Genomic DNA, 16,648 nt, shown 5'->3' with positions numbered 1-16,648 from the left:
TTTCACTGTGGCGGCTCGGTATTCCGGGCCGCCACGATATTTAGGGTCACCAGGTCGGGGCGGAGTTTACTTGCCCATCAGCAGGTTAGCGGCCGCGCGGGCGGTGGAAAGCTCCAGGTCGGGGTCTGTGCCACAGACGTTGACGTGACCAAGTTTGCGCTTCGGGCGGTTACTCTTGCGATACAGATGAATCTTGGCTTCGGGATATTTCTCCATCACGCTGGTCACGGCCAGAGCCGGGTCGTCCAGCTTACTGCCCAAGACATTAGCCATCGCGGTGTAGGGTGCGGTGCGGGAAGTGTCGCCCAACGGCAGGTCCAGTACCGCCCGCAAATGCTGTTCAAACTGGGAAGTCACGCAGCCATCTTGGGTCCAGTGTCCGGAGTTGTGCGGGCGCATGGCCAGCTCATTGATGTACAGGCGGTATTTGCCATTGGGAGTATTCACCAGGAACATTTCAACCGCGTACACCCCGGTGATGTCGAGTTCCACGCCAATTTGGCGCGCCAAGTCCTCCGCCTGGTCAATGATGTCCTCAGGAATTGGGGCCGGCTCCAAAACAGCCGCGCATTGTCCCTGTTCCTGCCAGGTTTGCATGGGGATATAGGTGCGCAGTTCGCCCGAAGCGCGCCGCGCCGCCATCACGGCCAGCTCGCTGCTGAAAGGAACCCGCTGCTCGACCAGGCACTCGATGCCTTCATCCAAGGCTTCCCGCCAGGTCTTGAACTCGTCCAAACTGGATACCAGACGCACTCCGCGCCCGTCATATCCGCCGTGGCTGATTTTTGCCACAAGTGGCCAACCGCAGCGCCGACCCACGTCCTTGACCGCATCCAAATCCGCCCCATTGGCCCAAGCGGGCATGGGTAGTCCCAACTCACCCAAACGCTGGCGCATCGCCAGTTTATCTTTCGCATAGAGCAGGGCGGATTGGGAGGGCCGGGCGGGGACACCGGCTGCGGCGGCAGCATCGAAAACGGCGTCCGGAATCAACTCGTGTTCAAAAGTCACCACGTCAGCCCCGTCCAACAGCTCGCGCAACGCTTCGGGGTCGTCAGGGGAACCCACCACAGTTTCCGGACACACAAAAGCGGCCGGATCCGAGGGGGAGTCAGCTAAAACTCGCAGGCAAAAGCCCAGTTCGCCGGCTTCAGTAGCCAACATTCGGGCCAGTTGACCAGCGCCGATACACGCCACTACGGGCGGATGATAGGTGGTCAACTCAGTTCTCCTCTGTGTCCATCACGTTTTTCAGAGCTTCGCCTTTGTCGATGGCTACCTGGCGCAGCAGGGCTTGATATTGCAACATCCGTTCGCGCATCTGTTCCGCTAATGGTCCTTCACCGGCGCCCAAGATACGGGCAGCCAGCAGGGCGGCGTTCTTCGCGTTTCCGATAGAAACGGTAGCAACCGGCACCCCGGAGGGCATTTGCACGATAGACAGCAGGGAGTCCATGCCTTCCAGGTGTTTCAACGGAACTGGCACGCCGATGACCGGCAGGACAGTAGCTGCCGCCAGCATCCCCGGCAGGTGTGCCGCTCCGCCCGCGCCGGCAATGATCACCCGCAAACCGCGCTTTTCCGCCGAAGTCCCGTACTCCAGCATGTCGATAGGCATCCGGTGGGCGGACACGACCCGAGCCTCGAAGGGAATCCCAAAGTCGCGCAGCACCTCCGCGGCGGCCGACATTGTCGCCCAATCGGAATCCGAACCCATCACCAAGCCCACCAGGGGCGTATTCTCAGCTTCGCTCATAGCGCCATTCTACCCCGTGGGTTCCCAGCCCGGGGCGGGGATTGGAGCATTCGTCCTCGCGTTCGGCCGGGTGCAGCTCGAGCCGTAATCCGGTTGGGCGTCACAAGGGTTGTGGTTGGGGTAGGCGAGATGTCGCTCGCGTCTTGGTATGGGCGGGGAGAGCGAAGGCGGAGGTACTCGCAGGCGACGCTAGGGGGTGAGGAAAATGCTATGCTCTGCAAGCATTTTCCGAGGGGGGTCTGAGACCCCCCAAGTCGCGCGAGACCTCCGCGGGCGACGCCCCGCCCGGCTCGCTATCCAAATGAGCGACGCCCCGCCCAGGCGGGTGTCTTTGCGAATGGCGGGAACTCAGTGAAACACTTGTGCAAAAACCTAGAACTGCGGGGTCAGGTCGGCAGGGGTAAGAGTCCCGTTACGCAGCCCTTCCCAGAAAGCGGGGGTGCGGCTCTCGTCCAGCTTCACCGTCGAGCCCACCCCGCCGCCGGGGTTGTAACCGAGCGACGCGATAGGCGGCACCCCTTGCAGCCCGGTGTTCCCGGCCTTCCGCAGTGCCAGTGCCATCCGGCCAATGTCAAGGGTCCCGGTGGAACGGTCAACCGTCAGAGCAGCCGCGCCCGCGTCAGCTAGGGCCACTTGTCGGGCGGGATTAACTAGCACTTCCGGGCTCAGCGCCTTTTTCAGAGTGGAGCTGATGACTAGGCGTTGGCGTTGGGTGCGCCCTATGTCGCCCAGCGGGTCGGAATAGCGCATCCGTGCAAACAGCAGGGCGGTCGGCCCGTCTACATCATGGCAACCGGCTTGCCAGTTTAGCCCTGTCATCCGGTCGGAAAACGTCTGATCCCAGCAGAGGTTGATTCCGCCGACCCCGTCAACGACCTGGGCTACGCCGTTGAAACCCAGCTGGGCGTAGTGATCCACGCTGAGCCCGGTCAAGCCCTCGACGGTGGAAACCAGCAGTTGTGGTCCTCCTTCGGAAAACGCGGCGTTGAGTTTGTTGTGGCCGTGGCCGGGAATCTCGACATAGGTGTCGCGAGGCAGGGAAACCAGTGTGGCAGTGCCGTTGGTGGCCCGGTGCAGCAGAAGAATCGTGTCGGAGCGCTGGCCCTGTACCCCGCTGTTCGCTTCGGCGGTGCCTTCTCGGGAATCCGAACCGGCGATGAGCCAGGTCGTGCCGGGGGTGTCGGCTGCCCCGCTCAATGCATCGGTACGTCCCAGGTTCGTGTCCACTCGGTGTATCAGGAACAGTCCCCAAAACACTATGGCCAGAATCAACGCTAAAAATAAGGTGAAAATGGTGAGAAAGATTCGTTTTGGCCAGCTGCGAGTCCGGGTGGTTCCGGTACGGGGTTGGCTGGCGGGCAGTACCGATTCGGGGCTGGTTACCAGGTCGGGTGCAGGTCTCGGGCTAGCCGCCCGCACCGGGGGTGTGCTGGGCGAGTTGGGACTACCGGGGGTGTCAGGGTGGTAATTTGCTGCTGAACCGGGGGCATAAGCGGCTGGTAGTGCCAAATCTTTATAGCTCAGCCCTTGCCGGTGCGAATTAGGGGTGGAGGAGCCGCCCACTACCACGGCGTTGCGAGAATCCGGACGTCCCCGTGAGGTTTCGTGGCTGGGGAAAGTTGGCGCAGGGGACTCCGGTCGAGCAGTGGAAGAACTTCCGGGGTTCGGGTTACGCGGGGAACTCTCGGGTGGAAATGACGGCGGCAAAGTCATTGCTGGGTGTCCTGCCAAGTGCCGCTGCCCCCGGACGTTTCTCCGGATGGGGCGTTATTGGCAGAATTTCCTTCCGTTTCGCTGGTGTTTGCCGAGTTCGGATGGCCCGCGGTGCCGGGGTTGTGTGCCGGGGGTTCCGGGCTGCTCGCGGCGTTGCCGACAGAGTTGCTATTCGTTGTTCCCCCGGTTTGCCCAAGGTGGGCGGAATTTGCGCCGCTCGTCCCGCTCGTCCCCCGGGAAGGCGACCCTTCAGTGCGACCGGTGTTACTCCCTTGTGAAGGGACAGACCCGCCGGAACTGGCGGAATCGGGCGAAAGTGAGGAGGCTTGCTCACTGGGCTCGTGGAGGTTCCCGTTCATGTCCTGGTAGGGGAAAATGGAGGGAACCGGCTTGTCTAAACGTAAGGCATCGAACATTTCCACGGCATTATCCGCTACTGCCACGCGCGCCCGGTCGGGAGTGTATTCCCCGAAAGGCAGGGTGTAAAAGCGGATATTGTCGGGTTTGACTTTCGATAGGGACAGCGCCAAACCGCCCAGATTTTGAGCATTGCCAAAACTTTGCGAGGTGGTTAGGGACCTCATTCCCGCTTTCATGAAGGCGTATAGGGTCGGCAAATCGGTGAGCATATTGCGGCTCTTGGCTTCCTTCATCATGGCGCCTATGAGTTGCTGTTGGCGGCCAATCCGGGAAATGTCCGAGCCGTCGCCCACCCCGTAGCGGGCGCGGGCGAAACCGAGAGCCTGTTGGGAATTCAACGTTTGGCACCCGGCTGGAAGGTCAATGGTGCCCTTGCTGTCCTTCATCTTTTCTTCCAGGCAAATCGGCACCCCGCCCAGGGCCGCCACCATGTCTTGGAAACCGTCAAAGTTCACGACCACAAATTCGTCAAGGAAAATCCCGGTCAGTTGCTCCACAGTTTTTAAGGTGCAGGCCGTAGCCGCAGCCACGTCCTCGTCCTGTCCCAGCAGGGCAAAAACGGAGTTGAACTGGACCAGACCTTGACTGGCGGGCTCGGTTTTTCCGTCAGCGCGAAGGCAAGCCGGGCGCTTCACCATCAGGTCGCGCGGGATAGACATGACCTCCACGCGGGTGCGGTCTGCGCTGATATGCGCCACCAGGGTCGTATCCGAACGCATCCCGGTAATCCGCCGGCCCATCTCGTCGTATTCCTTTTGCGCCCGGTAGTCTGACCCGATGACCAGCACGTTCAAGTCTCGGTTCGCGAAGCTGTCCTCCGGGAGGTCTTTCTCTTGGCGATCGTCCTCTAGGAAAGCGTTCACATTCACTTTCTTGGTCCACGAGGAAATATCGGCATTGACCAGACCCGCGAAGCTCAGGCTGAAAATCGCCAAGAACAGTACCACAAGGCTAAAAATGCGTAGTCCTCGCCGCGGGCGAGTTAGAGCGGCGGCGTGGGAAGCAACAGGGTGGTGCTTTGATGACACCAGGCCATTGTAGACTTAAGCGTCGGGTATTTCCTGGCACGGTTGTGCTTGGGCCGATGATTTTCCTAGATTTTGTGCGGTAGGGAGGGGAAAGTTCGTGTCGAATTCGTCCGCAGCACCCACCAGTCCGGCCCCGATGCCCGGTGTCGCCCGCCCGGCCATTCGCGTGGTGACGGTCGCTTATCACTGCGGGGAGGGAATACGCGGACTGCTTCAGAGCCTTCCCGAGGCCTCCCGCCAGGCAATTCACACCGTGGTGGTGGACAACTCAGAGAACTGTGATACCGCGGTGGCGGCTCTCTGCCAAGAATTCGGGGCAGAATACCGATCCTTGCCGGACAATCCAGGATTCGGGGCGGGCAACAATTTTGGTTCCGATTTCGGGGGCAGTGAGCCGTGGCTATTATTCGCTAACCCGGATTTGCGCCTGACCCCCGGTGCTGTGGACACCCTGATTGCTGCCGCCGAGGCTCATCCCATGGCGGCGATAATCGGCCCGGCCCTGGTGGACGAAACCGGTACACGTTACCCCACAGGCCGGTCTTTTCCCTATATTTCCATCGGGATCGGCCACGCGCTGCTGGGGCGAGTGTGGCCGGGAAACCCGTGGACTCGCCGGTATTGGGGGTCGGCTTGGCGGGGGACTGACGCAGTCGAGGTGGACTGGGTCAGCGGGGCTTGCATCCTGATTCGCCGCTCAGATTGGGAACAGCTGGGCGGTTTTGACCCGGCATACTTTATGTACTTTGAGGACGTGGACTTGGCTTGGCGGGCGCGGCGTTTCCTGGGGCGCGGGGCGCTGTTCGTGGGCAGCGCCGTGGCGATACACGAACAGGGGGCTACGACCGGTAACAAGACCTTGGGGGCGGGTCAGAAACGAAACTTGCGGGTCTTGCAGGCTCACCACGATTCGGCGCGGATTTTCCTGGACCGACTCTATGTGAACCAGCCGTATACCTTGCCGCTGCTGACGTTGATTAGCTGGGGTCTGCGGCTGCGGTATCGGGTTTTGGCTCGTCGTTAGGGTCGGTGCGCCGCGCCTCGGACAGGGCCAGCGCCCGAGTCAGCTCGGTCAGGCGCGTCTGTACGGCGATGTTGTAACGCCACTGCACCAGCCAGGTCGCCAACACCACTATGACCAGCATATACAGCAATAAATCGGTGCCGCGTCCCACACCGAGGAATGCCGCTACCGCGGAAATGACGGGCGGATAGATAATCGCCACGGCCGCCAAAACCGCGAACAGCAGCGCCAGAATGCGCCGCAAAGCCAGGTCGCGGGCTCCTTGCAGGCGGGACACATAAACCAGCCCCACCGCGACCACAATTAACAGGACAATCTTGATACCCCACTGGCCGGCCGCTACCCACGCCAGCAAAGTCGGAACCGAAGCGGGAACCAGCCCGGCTACACTTGTGAAAACACCCATGTCAGCGCACCCCCATCACTAAATCCATGACGATGTTTATCGAGTTCCACAGGGATTGTCCCTTGGCTTTGGAATAGTCGGTGTAGCGGATATGGACCGGCATTTCCGCCCAAGGTAACCCGCTTTTGCCCAGTTGCGCCACGATTTCCGAAGCGTGAGCCATGCGGTTTTGCTTTAGATTCAACGTGCCCGCTGCCCGGCGCGACAGCAGACGCAGTCCGTTGTGAGCGTCAGTCAGCAACATATGGGTGGTGCGGGCGGTCGCCCAAGCCGCGGTTTTCAGCACAATGCGTTTGGCGGTTCCCATCTCTTGTTTCTCGGACAAAAATCGGGAACCAAAGATGATGTCGAGCTGGTCTGTTTTAGCGCGGTTCCACATGGAGACGACGTCATCGGTTTGGTGTTGGCCATCGGCGTCAAAAGTCGCCGCGTAGGGCAGGTCGGTAGCTTGCAGGAAGTAGGTGATGCCGGTTTGCAGGGCGGCGCCTTGTCCCAGGTTGATGGCGTGAGTCAGGACGGTGGCTCCGGCCTCACGAGCTAGGACGGCTGAGTCGTCGCTGGAACCGTCGTCAACGCAGATGAGGTGGGGGAAAGTTTTTTTGGCTTCCTGGAGAACTTCGGTGATAACGGGGCCTTCGTTATAGATAGGGATGACCAAGGCGACTTCCTGGCCGGCGCGCCGGGCGGCGTTATCAGACCCGGCGAGGGCGCTAGTTTTCCCGTTTTCACTCACGACCCTATTGTGTCATGGGTGGGCGGGTTGCGTGAAAGCAGATTTAGAGCGAGGCGAAAAATGTGCGGGACATGCCAGTAGAATGTGTTACTATTGTTACTGATGTGAAAATTAAGCATCAAAAGCTATCAAAACACATAATAATTGAGTCGTTTCCGAAACTTGATCTGGACACAGGTCAAAAAATCGGGAAAGCTATTGTGCAGTGTTGATTGGAGTTAGTAATGCCTAAGTACGTCATCTTGGGGGCGCTGTCCGCCCTGTGTCTTTTGGCCAGTCCAGCTCTCGCGGCCCCGACCTCCGGGGGAGACACGGCGCCGAGCGAGACTTACAGTACAAATTTTTCAGCCGTGTCCTCCCTGCCCGGTTTAAGCAGGTCAGAACTCGGTGACCATGTTGCGCAATTCCAGGCCTCCCTGCGCGGAGAGGTGCCCCATTTGGGCCGCGGCGGTCTGGTGACCCAGTCTCGACACGTCGAGTCGAACCCGAGCACCGGCACAAAGCAGCAGATATCGCGCGTAGACCTGAAGTCCGCAGTGTCGTTGGTGGCGGTGCAGTGGCCGGCGGACGGACCCCAACCTTTGGCGCTACTGGGTCGTTACCTGCAGGGTGGTGCTTGGTCAACCTGGCAAACTATTGGCGACGACTTCGAGTCCAGCCGGGACGGTTCCATCGCGGCCAGCGAGCCGTGGATTGTGTCCAATGCGGCCAAAGCTGAAGTGGCTGTGGTGTTGCCCAAATCAGCGGTGGGGTTCCAACCCAAAGTTGAGGTCATCGACCCCGGTACGCGTCAAGCCGACCAAAACTACGCCCTGAACGATCAGGGACACACTCATGCCTTCGTTTCTGCGAAAACACCTACCCTCGTCACTCCGGGCCAAGCTAGCGGACCGGACGGCGGCGACCCGAACGCTACCAAGGACAATCAGGATGACGCCGGCAACAAAGTCATTCCTCCCTCGAACGTAGAAAACGAATGGACGAAAGTGCCTGCTACCGGCCAGCCCTCCACCTTGTACACGCGGGCAGACTGGGGCGCTAACGAATCTTGGCGGAGCTGGCGAGCCTACCGCGGCGAGGTGACGGGAGCGGTCGTACACCATACAGCCACCGCCAACGACTACAGCCCCGAAGCGGTTCCCAGCATCCTGCGTTCCATCTACCGTTACCACGCCATCAGTCTGAAGTGGGGAGACATCGGCTACAACGTGCTGGTGGATAACTTCGGACGCGCTTGGCAGGGGCGTGCTGGCGATTTCTGGCACTACAACACTGTCGGTGCTCATGCTTCGGGCGTAAACTCTTGGACTTTCGGGATTTCCGTGCTGGGCAATTACACGGATTTCCGTCCCTCGGACGCGGCGGTAGACACGGTGTCTCGCGTTATTGCCTACAAACTGAAGCCCACCGGCCTGGATCCCCTGGAACTTCAGACCACAATCCACAAGGGCAAAGGAACTATTACCGCGCCGGTCATCTCGGGACACCGTGACGTCGGCGCCACCGCCTGCCCCGGCAACGCCTTTTATGCGTTCCTGCCGACGTTGCGCCAAATGGTCGCGGAATACATTTCCCAACCGAGCGACCCGATTAAAGTGCCCGACTATGCCCAACTCCAGCAAAACCAGATTAATGCCGGCGTTCCGTTAGCTTTGGCTGGTGCAGACCGTGTGGGCACCTCTATTGAGATTGCCCGTCATGCTTTCCCGCAAGGCTCGCGCACGGTCTACCTGGCCAACGCGGTCAATACCGCTGACGCGCTGGCCGGCGGGTCGCTCACGGATGGCCCGATTGTGCTGGTATCGGCTAAACGGGACGCACAAGCGGCGGTCGCGAACTATGTGCGAGAAGCGAAAGCTACGAAGGTGGTTGCTTTGGGTGGCCCCGGAGCGGTGAGTAACGCGGCGTTGAATGCCGCGGCGGGAGGTGTGGCTACCGAGCGTATCGGCGGCCGCGACCGAGTGGAGACTTCTGCCCTCATTGCCCGTCACGCCGCGGGAACGCGACCGGCCAGTGCCGTGTTCCTGGCGGAAATGTCACAAGGGATAGACGCGTTAGCGGCCGGTTCGTTGACAGCTGGGCCGGTCATTCTGGTTCCCACCAACGGCAAGCTGCCCTCGGTCGTGACCCAGACGATTGCGGCCATAAACCCGGCCAAAGTGGTGGCTTTGGGCGGACCGGGCGCGGTCTCGAATCGGATTTTGTCCCAAGCCTCCGCCGGGCGTGCCTCCGAACGTATCTCTGGGGCCGACCGCTACGAGACTGCCCGTGAAATCAGTAAATATCAGTTCCCGCAAGGCTCCGCGCAGGTCTACCTGGCTTCTGGAAAGAACCCGGTTGACGCGGTAGCTGGTGGGGTGCTGACGGACGGGCCGATTCTGCTACTGCCCGACGCCCGAGGGAAATCTTTGAACGGGAGCATCGCCGCTGAAATTGTGCGTCTCCAGGCGCATACGGCCACGGCCCTGGGTGGACCCGGCGCGGTGGCACAGGAGCAAATTAACCAGGTCTTTGTGACCTTGCAATCCATCGGTGCCACCCCGACACCCCGTGCCAAATAGGGCCTGAACTGCGGGGGCTCGGAGCGATTCCCGAGCCCCCGTTTTTTGTGCCCGGGAAGATTTGCGTGGTAGGAGTCCTCGGCATCGGGGGTGTCCGTTGCGGAGCGATTCTAATTCGCGTTTAGATCGGGGTTACTGGTCTATATAGCCACGTACCCCGTTTTAATCGCAGATTTCGATCACCGAACTCGGATATTGTTTGGACCGCCCGCTTTCCACCAGGTTCCGCAAGGCTCCGTTGGGATAAGATGGAGGAGTTTGATTTGGTCAGAAAGGCAGCTATGGGTCGCATCGTTGAAACCGCCCAAATTGCGCCGTCGGCTGCAATCGGTGCCGACTGCTCGATTTGGGATTACGCCCAGGTCCGCGAAGATGCGGTGCTGGGAGAAAACTGCATCGTGGGACGCGGAGCCTACATCGATGCCGGCGTGAAAGTCGGCGCGAATTGCAAGATTCAAAACTATGCCCTGGTTTATGAACCGGCGGTGCTGGAAGACGGCGTGTTCGTCGGTCCGGCCGCGGTCTTGACCAATGACCAGTGGCCGCGGGCCATCAACCCGGACGGCACCTTGAAATCCGCAACTGATTGGGAAGCCGTGGGGGTGACGTTGCGCCATGGCTGCGCCATCGGGGCTCGGGCAGTGTGCATCGCCCCGGTTACCGTGGGGCAGTGGGCGACAGTCGGTTCCGGCGCGGTGGTCAGCCGTGACGTTCCCGATTACGCCCTGGTGGTGGGCGTTCCGGCTCGCCAGATTGGCTGGGTAGGACGCGCCGGGGTGCGCCTCGAAGCGGTGGAAGGCAAAGCCGGGTGCTGGCGGTGTCCCGTGACTGGACAGACCTATACCGAAACTGACGGAACGCTGACTTTGGACGAAGTCTGAGGCTTTAGAGAATACACAATCAAGGAGACAATATGAGTAAAGAATTCATCCCCGCAGCCAAGCCGATTATCGGCGCGGAAGAACGCGAAGCAGTGGATGCGGTCCTGCGCACCGGAATGTTGGCTCAGGGTAGTGTAGTGGCCGAGTTTGAACAGGAATTTGGCACCCAGCTGGGGGCGGGGAGGGAGACCGTGGCGGTCAACGCCGGAACTTCCGCCCTGCTGTGTGGGCTGCTGGCGGCGGGAATCGGGGCGGGCGACGAAGTCATCGTGCCGTCCTTTACCTTTGCCGCCACAGCGAATTCGGTGGCGCTGACCGGGGCAAAGCCGGTGTTTGCTGACATTGAGGCGGCGCATTTCTGCCTCGATCCCGCTGCGGTTGAGGCGGCCATCACGCCGAACACTAGGGCGATTTTGCCGGTCCACCTCTATGGGCACCCGGCAAATATGACCGAGCTAGGTCGGATTGCGTGCGAACACAACCTGATGATTTTCGAGGACGCCTGCCAGGCTCACGGGGCGACTTGGGACGGCCAGCCGGTTGGAACATTTGGGACCTTCGGGGCGTTCTCACTGTATCCGACCAAGAATATGACCTCCGGTGAAGGCGGGATGATTACCTCTGAAACCCCCGAGCATGCCCGCAAATGCCGCCTGTACCGCAATCAGGGCATGGAAAAGCAGTACCAAAACGAAGTTATTGGCTTTAACCTGCGCATGACGAACATTCACGCCGCGATCGGGCGTGAACAGCTGAAAAAGGTCGCGGGCTGGACCGCGAAACGCCAGGAAAACGCGGCTTTCCTGAGTGCGAACCTGCGGGGAGTTGCTGTCCCGTCCATTGCTCCGCAAGCCTCCCACGTGTTCCACCAATACACGATTCGGGTCACGGCCGACCGCGATGGGTTTGTCCAGGCGCTGCGGGAGGAATACCAGATTGGTTCGGGCGTGTACTACCCGATTCCTAATCACCGACTGGAATCCTTGCGTCACTTCGCGCCGGGCTTGGACCTGCCCCAGACCGAAGCGGCGGCCCGTGAAGTCGTGTCTCTGCCGGTGCATCCTTCCCTGGATCAGGAGGACCTGGAACGCATCGTGACTGCCGTGAACGCCCTGGCCAAAGCCGGTGCCTAGATTCCAGCGCGGCGCCGGTGCGTTAGCATAGGGGCGCCGCGTGGTGGTGTGGAGGCGTTTAGAAACGGTCCGGGGGACCGTTTTAGCCGGAACTCAAAGCAGATAGGAAGGTCATGAAAGAAATACGTGTTGGAGTAATCGGTATTGGTAGCAGGGGCGTGGCGCCGGTGCGTTAGCATAGGGGCGCCGCGTGGTGGTGTGGAGGCGTTTAGAAACGGTCCGGGGGACCGTTTTAGCCGGAACTCAAAGCAGATAGGAAAGTCATGAAAGAAATACGTGTTGGAGTAATCGGTATTGGTAGCATGGGTCGCCACCACGTCCGCAACGTCCGCGAAACCCCCGGCGAAACCCTGGTAGCCGTAGCGGATCCGGCAGGCGACAAGTTCGGGGTGGCGGGGGAACTAGAAGTTCTTCCCGATGTGTCAGCCCTGATTGGCGCCGGTATCGAGGCCGCGGTCGTGGCAGTGCCCACGGCTTTTCACCTGGAAGTGGCGCTGCAGCTGGCCGCCGCGGGTGTTCCGGCTCTCATCGAAAAGCCCCTGGCCCGCACGGTTGCGGAAGGCGAGCAAATCGTGAGCGCTTTCCAACGGGCCAACCTGGTGGGTGCCGCCGGCTACGTGGAACGCTGCAACCCGGCCTTAATCGAGCTACAAAAGCGGGTTGCCGCCGGCGAGCTCGGGGAGGTGTTCCAGATTGCCACGCGGCGCCAAGGCCCGTTCCCGGCCCGAATTTCTGACGTGGGGGTCATCAAGGACCTGGCGACTCATGACGTGGATTTGACCGCGTGGATTGCGGGTTCGCGCTACCAATCCGTGTCCGCCCGGACGGCACGCAAATCTGGGCGCGAACACGAAGACTTGCTGTTCGCCACCGGGGTTCTGGAAAACGGGGTGCTGGTGAACCATATCGTCAACTGGTTCAGTCCTTTCAAAGAGCGCCTGACCACCGTTACCGGCGAAAAGGGTGCGCTGGTCGCGGACACGATGAATTCCACTTTGACGTTCTATGAAAATGGCACGAAAGCTGTGGAATGGGATCAGGTGGCGAATGTTCGTGGGGTCAGCGTTGGGGAAGTGACTCAGTACGCCTTGGATCAGCGTGAACCGCTGCGGGTCGAGCACGAGAACTTTGTGGCCGCCCTGAACGGGGACGCCAGCCGAATCGTGCCGCTCACGGACGCGCTGCAGACTCTCAGGGTGTTGGAGGCGATGGTTCAGTCGCGAGACACGGGACAAACGGTCGACCTGTAGGGCCCCTGACCGCCCGCCGCGACGCCGGCGCCTGTCGGCAAGAGACCCGCAAAAACGCCTCGCTGCGCTGTGCCTGGCAGACTGACGTGACGATATGCTTTACGCCCTAATGCCACACTTAGACAAACCGAAAAACGCGGCCAATCCGCCCTCGTGACCGGAAAAACTTGGAAAGAATGGAGCTATGCGCGCACGTCCTGATGTCACCGTGGTTTCCCGGATTTTCGCCCCGGAGCCGGCCGCAGCTTCGTTCCGGCTCGAAGCCCTGGTGAAAGCCTTGCTGGAACACCGGGCCGCCGTCAATGTCCTGACCACGATTCCCGCCCCCGGCACTGACCGCGACGCGCGGGCGCAAGTCGAAACGCAAACCGGCGCGGGTAACCTGTTGCACATCCAACGAGTTCAGGCCAAACGTGACGAAACCGGGTATATTCGCGGCTATCTTCCCTATATGAGCTTTGACATTCCCGCGTTTTTCCGGCTCCTGTTCGCCCCGAGCCCGCGGGTTTATGTCAGTGAGCCGCCGCCGACTACCGGGGCGATGCTGCGGGTTTTGGCGGCCCTAAAACGCCGTCCTTACGTGTATTACGCCGCCGATATTTGGTCAGATGCGGCTCAGACGAGCGCCCCGGGCTGGGTGGTGCGGGCGTTGCGGGCGGTGGAACGTTTCGCACTTCGCGGAGCCGCCACGGTCATCGCCGTGTCTGACCAGGTGGCAGCCCGTTGTCAGGAGCTGGGAGCCCGACGGGTGGCGGTGGTGGAAAACGGGATAGATACCGAGGTGTTCACCGAGGTGGGTCCCGCCCCGCAGCCGGTGGCGGAGTTGAGCGCCGATGAGGTCGCACAGGCGGATTGGTTGGTTTATGCCGGGACGGCTTCGGAATGGCAGGGGGCGGAAATTTTTGCCGAGGCGTTTGCCGAAGTTGCCTCGAAGTTTCCCCGTGCCCGCCTGCTGTTCTTGGGGCAGGGCAGTTCTTTCGCCGCTATGCGCGATATTGCCCAGCGCCTAGAGCCGGGGCGAATCCTGTTTGATCAGGTTAGTCCCGATCAGGCCGCGGCCTGGCAGCGTCAGGCGCGGGCTTGCCTGGTCAGTATCAAACCTGGGTTGGGCTACGATTTCGCCTACCCGACCAAGGTATTGGCGGGGCTGGCTTGCGGAACTCCGGTCATTTATGTGGGTGCGGGTCCGGCCGGCGCAGACATCACCGAAAACCGGTTAGGTTTGGCCCTGCCTTATGACCGTGAAGTCCTGAAAATGGCTCTGACCAGTGTTTTAGAGGGTCGGTTGCGGACCGGTGAGACGCGCAAGTGGGTGGAAGATCACCGTTCGTTGCGTTTGACCGGCCAGAACGCGGCTCGGGTGGTTTTGGCGCGGATACGTCACTAGTTTTGTGCGGCGCTTTCGCGAGTTCGCTTGCTTCGCGCCTAGGTACAGATGCCCCGGGCTTGGTAAGTTAGAGACGTGAAAATCATGTCGATTGTGGGGGCGCGCCCCCAGTTCGTAAAACTGGCACCGATTGCGAAGGCATGTGCCGAGGCGTCGGTAGAACATGTCATTGTCCATACTGGTCAGCACTACGACCCGATGTTGTCCGAAGTGTTCTTTCAAGACCTGGAGATTCCGCGCCCCGACGTACATCTCAACGTGGGTAGCGCCAGTCACGGGGTGCAAACCGGGCGGATGCTGGCTGAGCTGGAGCCGGTCATTGCCGAGGCGCAGCCGGACTGGGTGCTGGTTTACGGGGACACAAACTCGACGCTGGCCGGGGCGCTCGCGGCGGTAAAAATTCACCAGCGGGTCGCGCACCTGGAGGCCGGGCTGCGTTCCTTTAACCGGGATATGCCCGAAGAAATCAACCGGGTGCTCACCGACCATGCCGCGGATTTGCTGCTGGCACCCACCCAGGTCGCGATGCGCCACCTGGCAGACGAAGGCCTGGAGGACCGCTCCATCCTGGTCGGAGACGTGATGACTGACGTACTGTTCACGATTCGCGACCGGGTTCAATCCGGGCAGATTGCGAACCATATCCCCGCTGAACTCGGCTTGGTGGCTTCCGAGTACGCCCTAGCCACCATTCACCGAGCCGAAAACACCGACGATCCGAGCCGTCTCGAGGCCGTGGTGGCGGCTCTCGCGGACCTGCCGTTCCCCGTCGTGCTGCTGGCCCATCCGCGCTTGCGCGCCAAAGCGGAGGCGGCGGGCGTGAACCTGGCGCGCGGGGCCGTTCACCTGCACGAACCGCTGGCATATCCGCAGCTGGTGGCGGCGGCGCTGCAGGCTCGCCACATCGTCACGGATTCCGGGGGGCTGCAAAAGGAAGCGTTCTTGCTGCGGGTCCCGGCCACCACGGTGCGACCACAAACCGAGTGGGTAGAGACGGTTGAGCTGGGCTGGAACCAGCTGGCTGAGCCATCTTCGCTGGTCCAAGCGGCGACTCGGCCTCTGCCTGAGCCGACCGCAGCCACCCCCTACGGAACTGGCACCGCCGCGCACGAAGCCGTAAAGGTCCTGGTGGAACGCGCAACTCAGGGCTGAATCCGGTCTATAAAAATGGTCTAGACTGTCCACTGCCCAAATGCTAGATTTAAGACGCCGTGACGATGGAGTCGCGGAGTTCATCTGCGGTTTTACTGACCGAAGCTAAGGGGGAGTCATGGAAAACAGGGCGCGAAAGTATTTGGTGGCGGGTATTGTTGTCGTCGTCCTCGCGGTGGTGATGCAGTTTGTCCAGCCCCAGTTCACGTCGGGCTTTGTGGCAGAAGATCGTCCCATTGACGGCGTGTACATGTTCATGCAGTTCCTCAGCTCGATTAGCTCATGGTTTTTAATGCCTTTAGGAACCGCATTGATAGTGGCCTCATTCGTAATAAGCGAGGTCGCGCGGATGCTCGGCAAGCCCAGCGAGCCTAGTCAGTCGGACGGAGACTAGGCTGCTGCCATGTCGAAGCGGGCAGCGACGTGCAGGGCGAGCCAGATGAATACGACCAGCATGACGGTCATGGCGGCGCTCAAAACCCCGCAGGTGGCGAGGATTCCCCAGCCGAGCCAGCCCGCCAGCCCCAGCAACCCTAAGGGAACCGCAGCAAACACGAGGGAAAACCCTAGGGAAACCTGCTGCGTTTCCGTAACCACAAAAATGTTGGAAACCGGCGACGTCACCAAGTTCACGTAGAGCCACGGACATAAAATCGTCACAATCAGACCCGCCATCTCCCAGCGAGCCCCGAAAATGAGCGGAATCAGCCAGGGGGCTAGCGCCGCCAAAGCCGCAAACGGCACCAGACCCGCCAAAGCGCCGCGTTTTGTGACGCTGGTGGCCATCGCTCGCAACTGACCGCGTGGGGTATTGGTCAGCTCACGGAAATACACTTGCGACACCGCGCCGTTAATCAGGGCGACCGGGGCCTGTACGATGAGCCACGCGAAAGAAAACTGCCCCAGCATGGCGGTGGAAAAAATCGCCGCAATCATCAGGTTGATGCCGTTTATCCGCACCGCGTCAGCGATAGCGGACGGTCCGTTCAACAGTGGCATCTTCCGGTATCGGAGCAAGGCTCGCCGTCTCGCCCCCTGGGTCTTGTCCACATCTACCCGGCTGCTTCGCGCCCGATAACCCAATGTGACGGTCGCGGCCAGGACACCCAAAATTCGCCCGCCGATGAGACCGACGGCCCCACCCAAACCAACCAGCCAAGCCCCAATCTGTAACCCGACCCGCGCCACGGCGCTAAACAGACGA

15 protein-coding genes are annotated in these 16,648 nt (G+C 60.9%); 8 read left to right on the top strand and 7 right to left on the bottom strand.

Annotation, left to right across the window (positions count from 1 at the left end):
* Window positions 1–66 precede the first annotated feature (66 nt).
* The 4 genes from AC5LBQ_RS08110 to AC5LBQ_RS08095 form a co-directional block, all read right to left on the bottom strand.
* Window positions 67–1,221: a 5-(carboxyamino)imidazole ribonucleotide synthase gene (locus AC5LBQ_RS08110; protein ID WP_491680207.1), complete on the bottom strand. Its 1,155-nt coding sequence runs from the start codon at window positions 1,219–1,221 to the stop codon at window positions 67–69.
* Window position 1,222: 1 nt separating this feature from the next.
* Entirely contained in the window at window positions 1,223–1,756 is a 534-nt protein-coding gene (gene purE / locus AC5LBQ_RS08105) for a 5-(carboxyamino)imidazole ribonucleotide mutase (RefSeq protein WP_295027787.1), read from the bottom strand.
* A gap of 372 nt (window positions 1,757–2,128) precedes the next feature.
* Window positions 2,129–3,469, bottom strand: a complete 1,341-nt coding sequence (locus tag AC5LBQ_RS08100; protein WP_493265161.1) for an LCP family protein — start codon at window positions 3,467–3,469, stop codon at window positions 2,129–2,131.
* The gene (locus tag AC5LBQ_RS08095) at window positions 3,466–4,917 is read right to left on the bottom strand and encodes an LCP family protein (RefSeq protein WP_493265160.1); all 1,452 of its coding nucleotides are present in this window, start codon (window positions 4,915–4,917) and stop codon (window positions 3,466–3,468) included. Before AC5LBQ_RS08095 ends, AC5LBQ_RS08100 begins: the two co-directional genes overlap by 4 nt.
* A gap of 97 nt (window positions 4,918–5,014) precedes the next feature.
* Here AC5LBQ_RS08095 and AC5LBQ_RS08090 point away from each other — a divergent pair, with 97 nt between their 5' ends.
* Window positions 5,015–5,941 carry a glycosyltransferase family 2 protein gene (locus AC5LBQ_RS08090; protein ID WP_493265159.1) on the top strand — a complete coding sequence of 309 codons (927 nt, stop codon included), beginning with the start codon at window positions 5,015–5,017 and terminating at the stop codon, window positions 5,939–5,941.
* Here AC5LBQ_RS08090 and AC5LBQ_RS08085 read toward each other — a convergent pair.
* Complete coding sequence (locus AC5LBQ_RS08085; protein ID WP_282921063.1) at window positions 5,895–6,347, bottom strand: DUF2304 domain-containing protein; 453 nt, start codon at window positions 6,345–6,347, stop codon at window positions 5,895–5,897. The genes AC5LBQ_RS08090 and AC5LBQ_RS08085 overlap by 47 nt on opposite strands.
* A 1-nt stretch (window position 6,348) precedes the next feature.
* On the bottom strand, window positions 6,349–7,080 hold the full coding sequence (locus AC5LBQ_RS08080; RefSeq protein ID WP_493265158.1) for a glycosyltransferase family 2 protein: 732 nt from the start codon (window positions 7,078–7,080) through the stop codon (window positions 6,349–6,351).
* A 224-nt stretch (window positions 7,081–7,304) separates the two neighbouring features.
* Here AC5LBQ_RS08080 and AC5LBQ_RS08075 point away from each other — a divergent pair, with 224 nt between their 5' ends.
* From AC5LBQ_RS08075 to AC5LBQ_RS08045, 7 genes are all read left to right on the top strand, one after another.
* Window positions 7,305–9,641, top strand: a complete 2,337-nt coding sequence (locus tag AC5LBQ_RS08075; RefSeq protein WP_297346934.1) for a cell wall-binding repeat-containing protein — start codon at window positions 7,305–7,307, stop codon at window positions 9,639–9,641.
* A gap of 248 nt (window positions 9,642–9,889) precedes the next feature.
* Window positions 9,890–10,522: an acyltransferase gene (locus AC5LBQ_RS08070; RefSeq protein WP_295027782.1), complete on the top strand. Its 633-nt coding sequence runs from the start codon at window positions 9,890–9,892 to the stop codon at window positions 10,520–10,522.
* Window positions 10,523–10,554: 32 nt separating this feature from the next.
* Window positions 10,555–11,655 carry a DegT/DnrJ/EryC1/StrS family aminotransferase gene (locus tag AC5LBQ_RS08065; RefSeq protein ID WP_297346872.1) on the top strand — a complete coding sequence of 367 codons (1,101 nt, stop codon included), beginning with the start codon at window positions 10,555–10,557 and terminating at the stop codon, window positions 11,653–11,655.
* A gap of 263 nt (window positions 11,656–11,918) precedes the next feature.
* Entirely contained in the window at window positions 11,919–12,905 is a 987-nt protein-coding gene (locus tag AC5LBQ_RS08060) for a Gfo/Idh/MocA family protein (RefSeq protein WP_297346873.1), read from the top strand.
* Window positions 12,906–13,089: 184 nt separating this feature from the next.
* Window positions 13,090–14,292: a glycosyltransferase gene (locus AC5LBQ_RS08055; RefSeq protein ID WP_493265157.1), complete on the top strand. Its 1,203-nt coding sequence runs from the start codon at window positions 13,090–13,092 to the stop codon at window positions 14,290–14,292.
* A 75-nt stretch (window positions 14,293–14,367) separates the two neighbouring features.
* Window positions 14,368–15,444 (top strand): non-hydrolyzing UDP-N-acetylglucosamine 2-epimerase, encoded by a 1,077-nt coding sequence (wecB, locus tag AC5LBQ_RS08050; protein WP_493265156.1) that lies wholly within the window; start codon window positions 14,368–14,370, stop codon window positions 15,442–15,444.
* A gap of 118 nt (window positions 15,445–15,562) precedes the next feature.
* The gene (locus tag AC5LBQ_RS08045; RefSeq protein WP_493265155.1) at window positions 15,563–15,838 is read left to right on the top strand and encodes a hypothetical protein; all 276 of its coding nucleotides are present in this window, start codon (window positions 15,563–15,565) and stop codon (window positions 15,836–15,838) included.
* Here AC5LBQ_RS08045 and AC5LBQ_RS08040 read toward each other — a convergent pair.
* A partial coding sequence (locus tag AC5LBQ_RS08040; protein ID WP_493265154.1) for an oligosaccharide flippase family protein occupies window positions 15,835–16,648 on the bottom strand: 814 nt, incomplete at its 5' end. The genes AC5LBQ_RS08045 and AC5LBQ_RS08040 overlap by 4 nt on opposite strands.

The organism is Mobiluncus sp., assembly GCF_985070215.1.
Note: the sequence above shows the minus strand (reverse complement) of the source record. Positions and strands in the feature narration are given on the sequence as shown.

Coding starts and splice junctions, on each gene's coding strand:
- AC5LBQ_RS08100 (WP_493265161.1), bottom strand. CDS start 3,469: ATGACTTTGCCGCCGTCATTTCCACCCGAGAGTTCCCCGCGTAACCCG.
- AC5LBQ_RS08070 (WP_295027782.1), top strand. CDS start 9,890: ATGGAGGAGTTTGATTTGGTCAGAAAGGCAGCTATGGGTCGCATCGTT.
- AC5LBQ_RS08045 (WP_493265155.1), top strand. CDS start 15,563: ATGGAAAACAGGGCGCGAAAGTATTTGGTGGCGGGTATTGTTGTCGTC.
- AC5LBQ_RS08065 (WP_297346872.1), top strand. CDS start 10,555: ATGAGTAAAGAATTCATCCCCGCAGCCAAGCCGATTATCGGCGCGGAA.
- AC5LBQ_RS08085 (WP_282921063.1), bottom strand. CDS start 6,347: ATGGGTGTTTTCACAAGTGTAGCCGGGCTGGTTCCCGCTTCGGTTCCG.
- AC5LBQ_RS08055 (WP_493265157.1), top strand. CDS start 13,090: ATGCGCGCACGTCCTGATGTCACCGTGGTTTCCCGGATTTTCGCCCCG.
- AC5LBQ_RS08060 (WP_297346873.1), top strand. CDS start 11,919: ATGAAAGAAATACGTGTTGGAGTAATCGGTATTGGTAGCATGGGTCGC.
- AC5LBQ_RS08075 (WP_297346934.1), top strand. CDS start 7,305: ATGCCTAAGTACGTCATCTTGGGGGCGCTGTCCGCCCTGTGTCTTTTG.
- purE (WP_295027787.1), bottom strand. CDS start 1,756: ATGAGCGAAGCTGAGAATACGCCCCTGGTGGGCTTGGTGATGGGTTCG.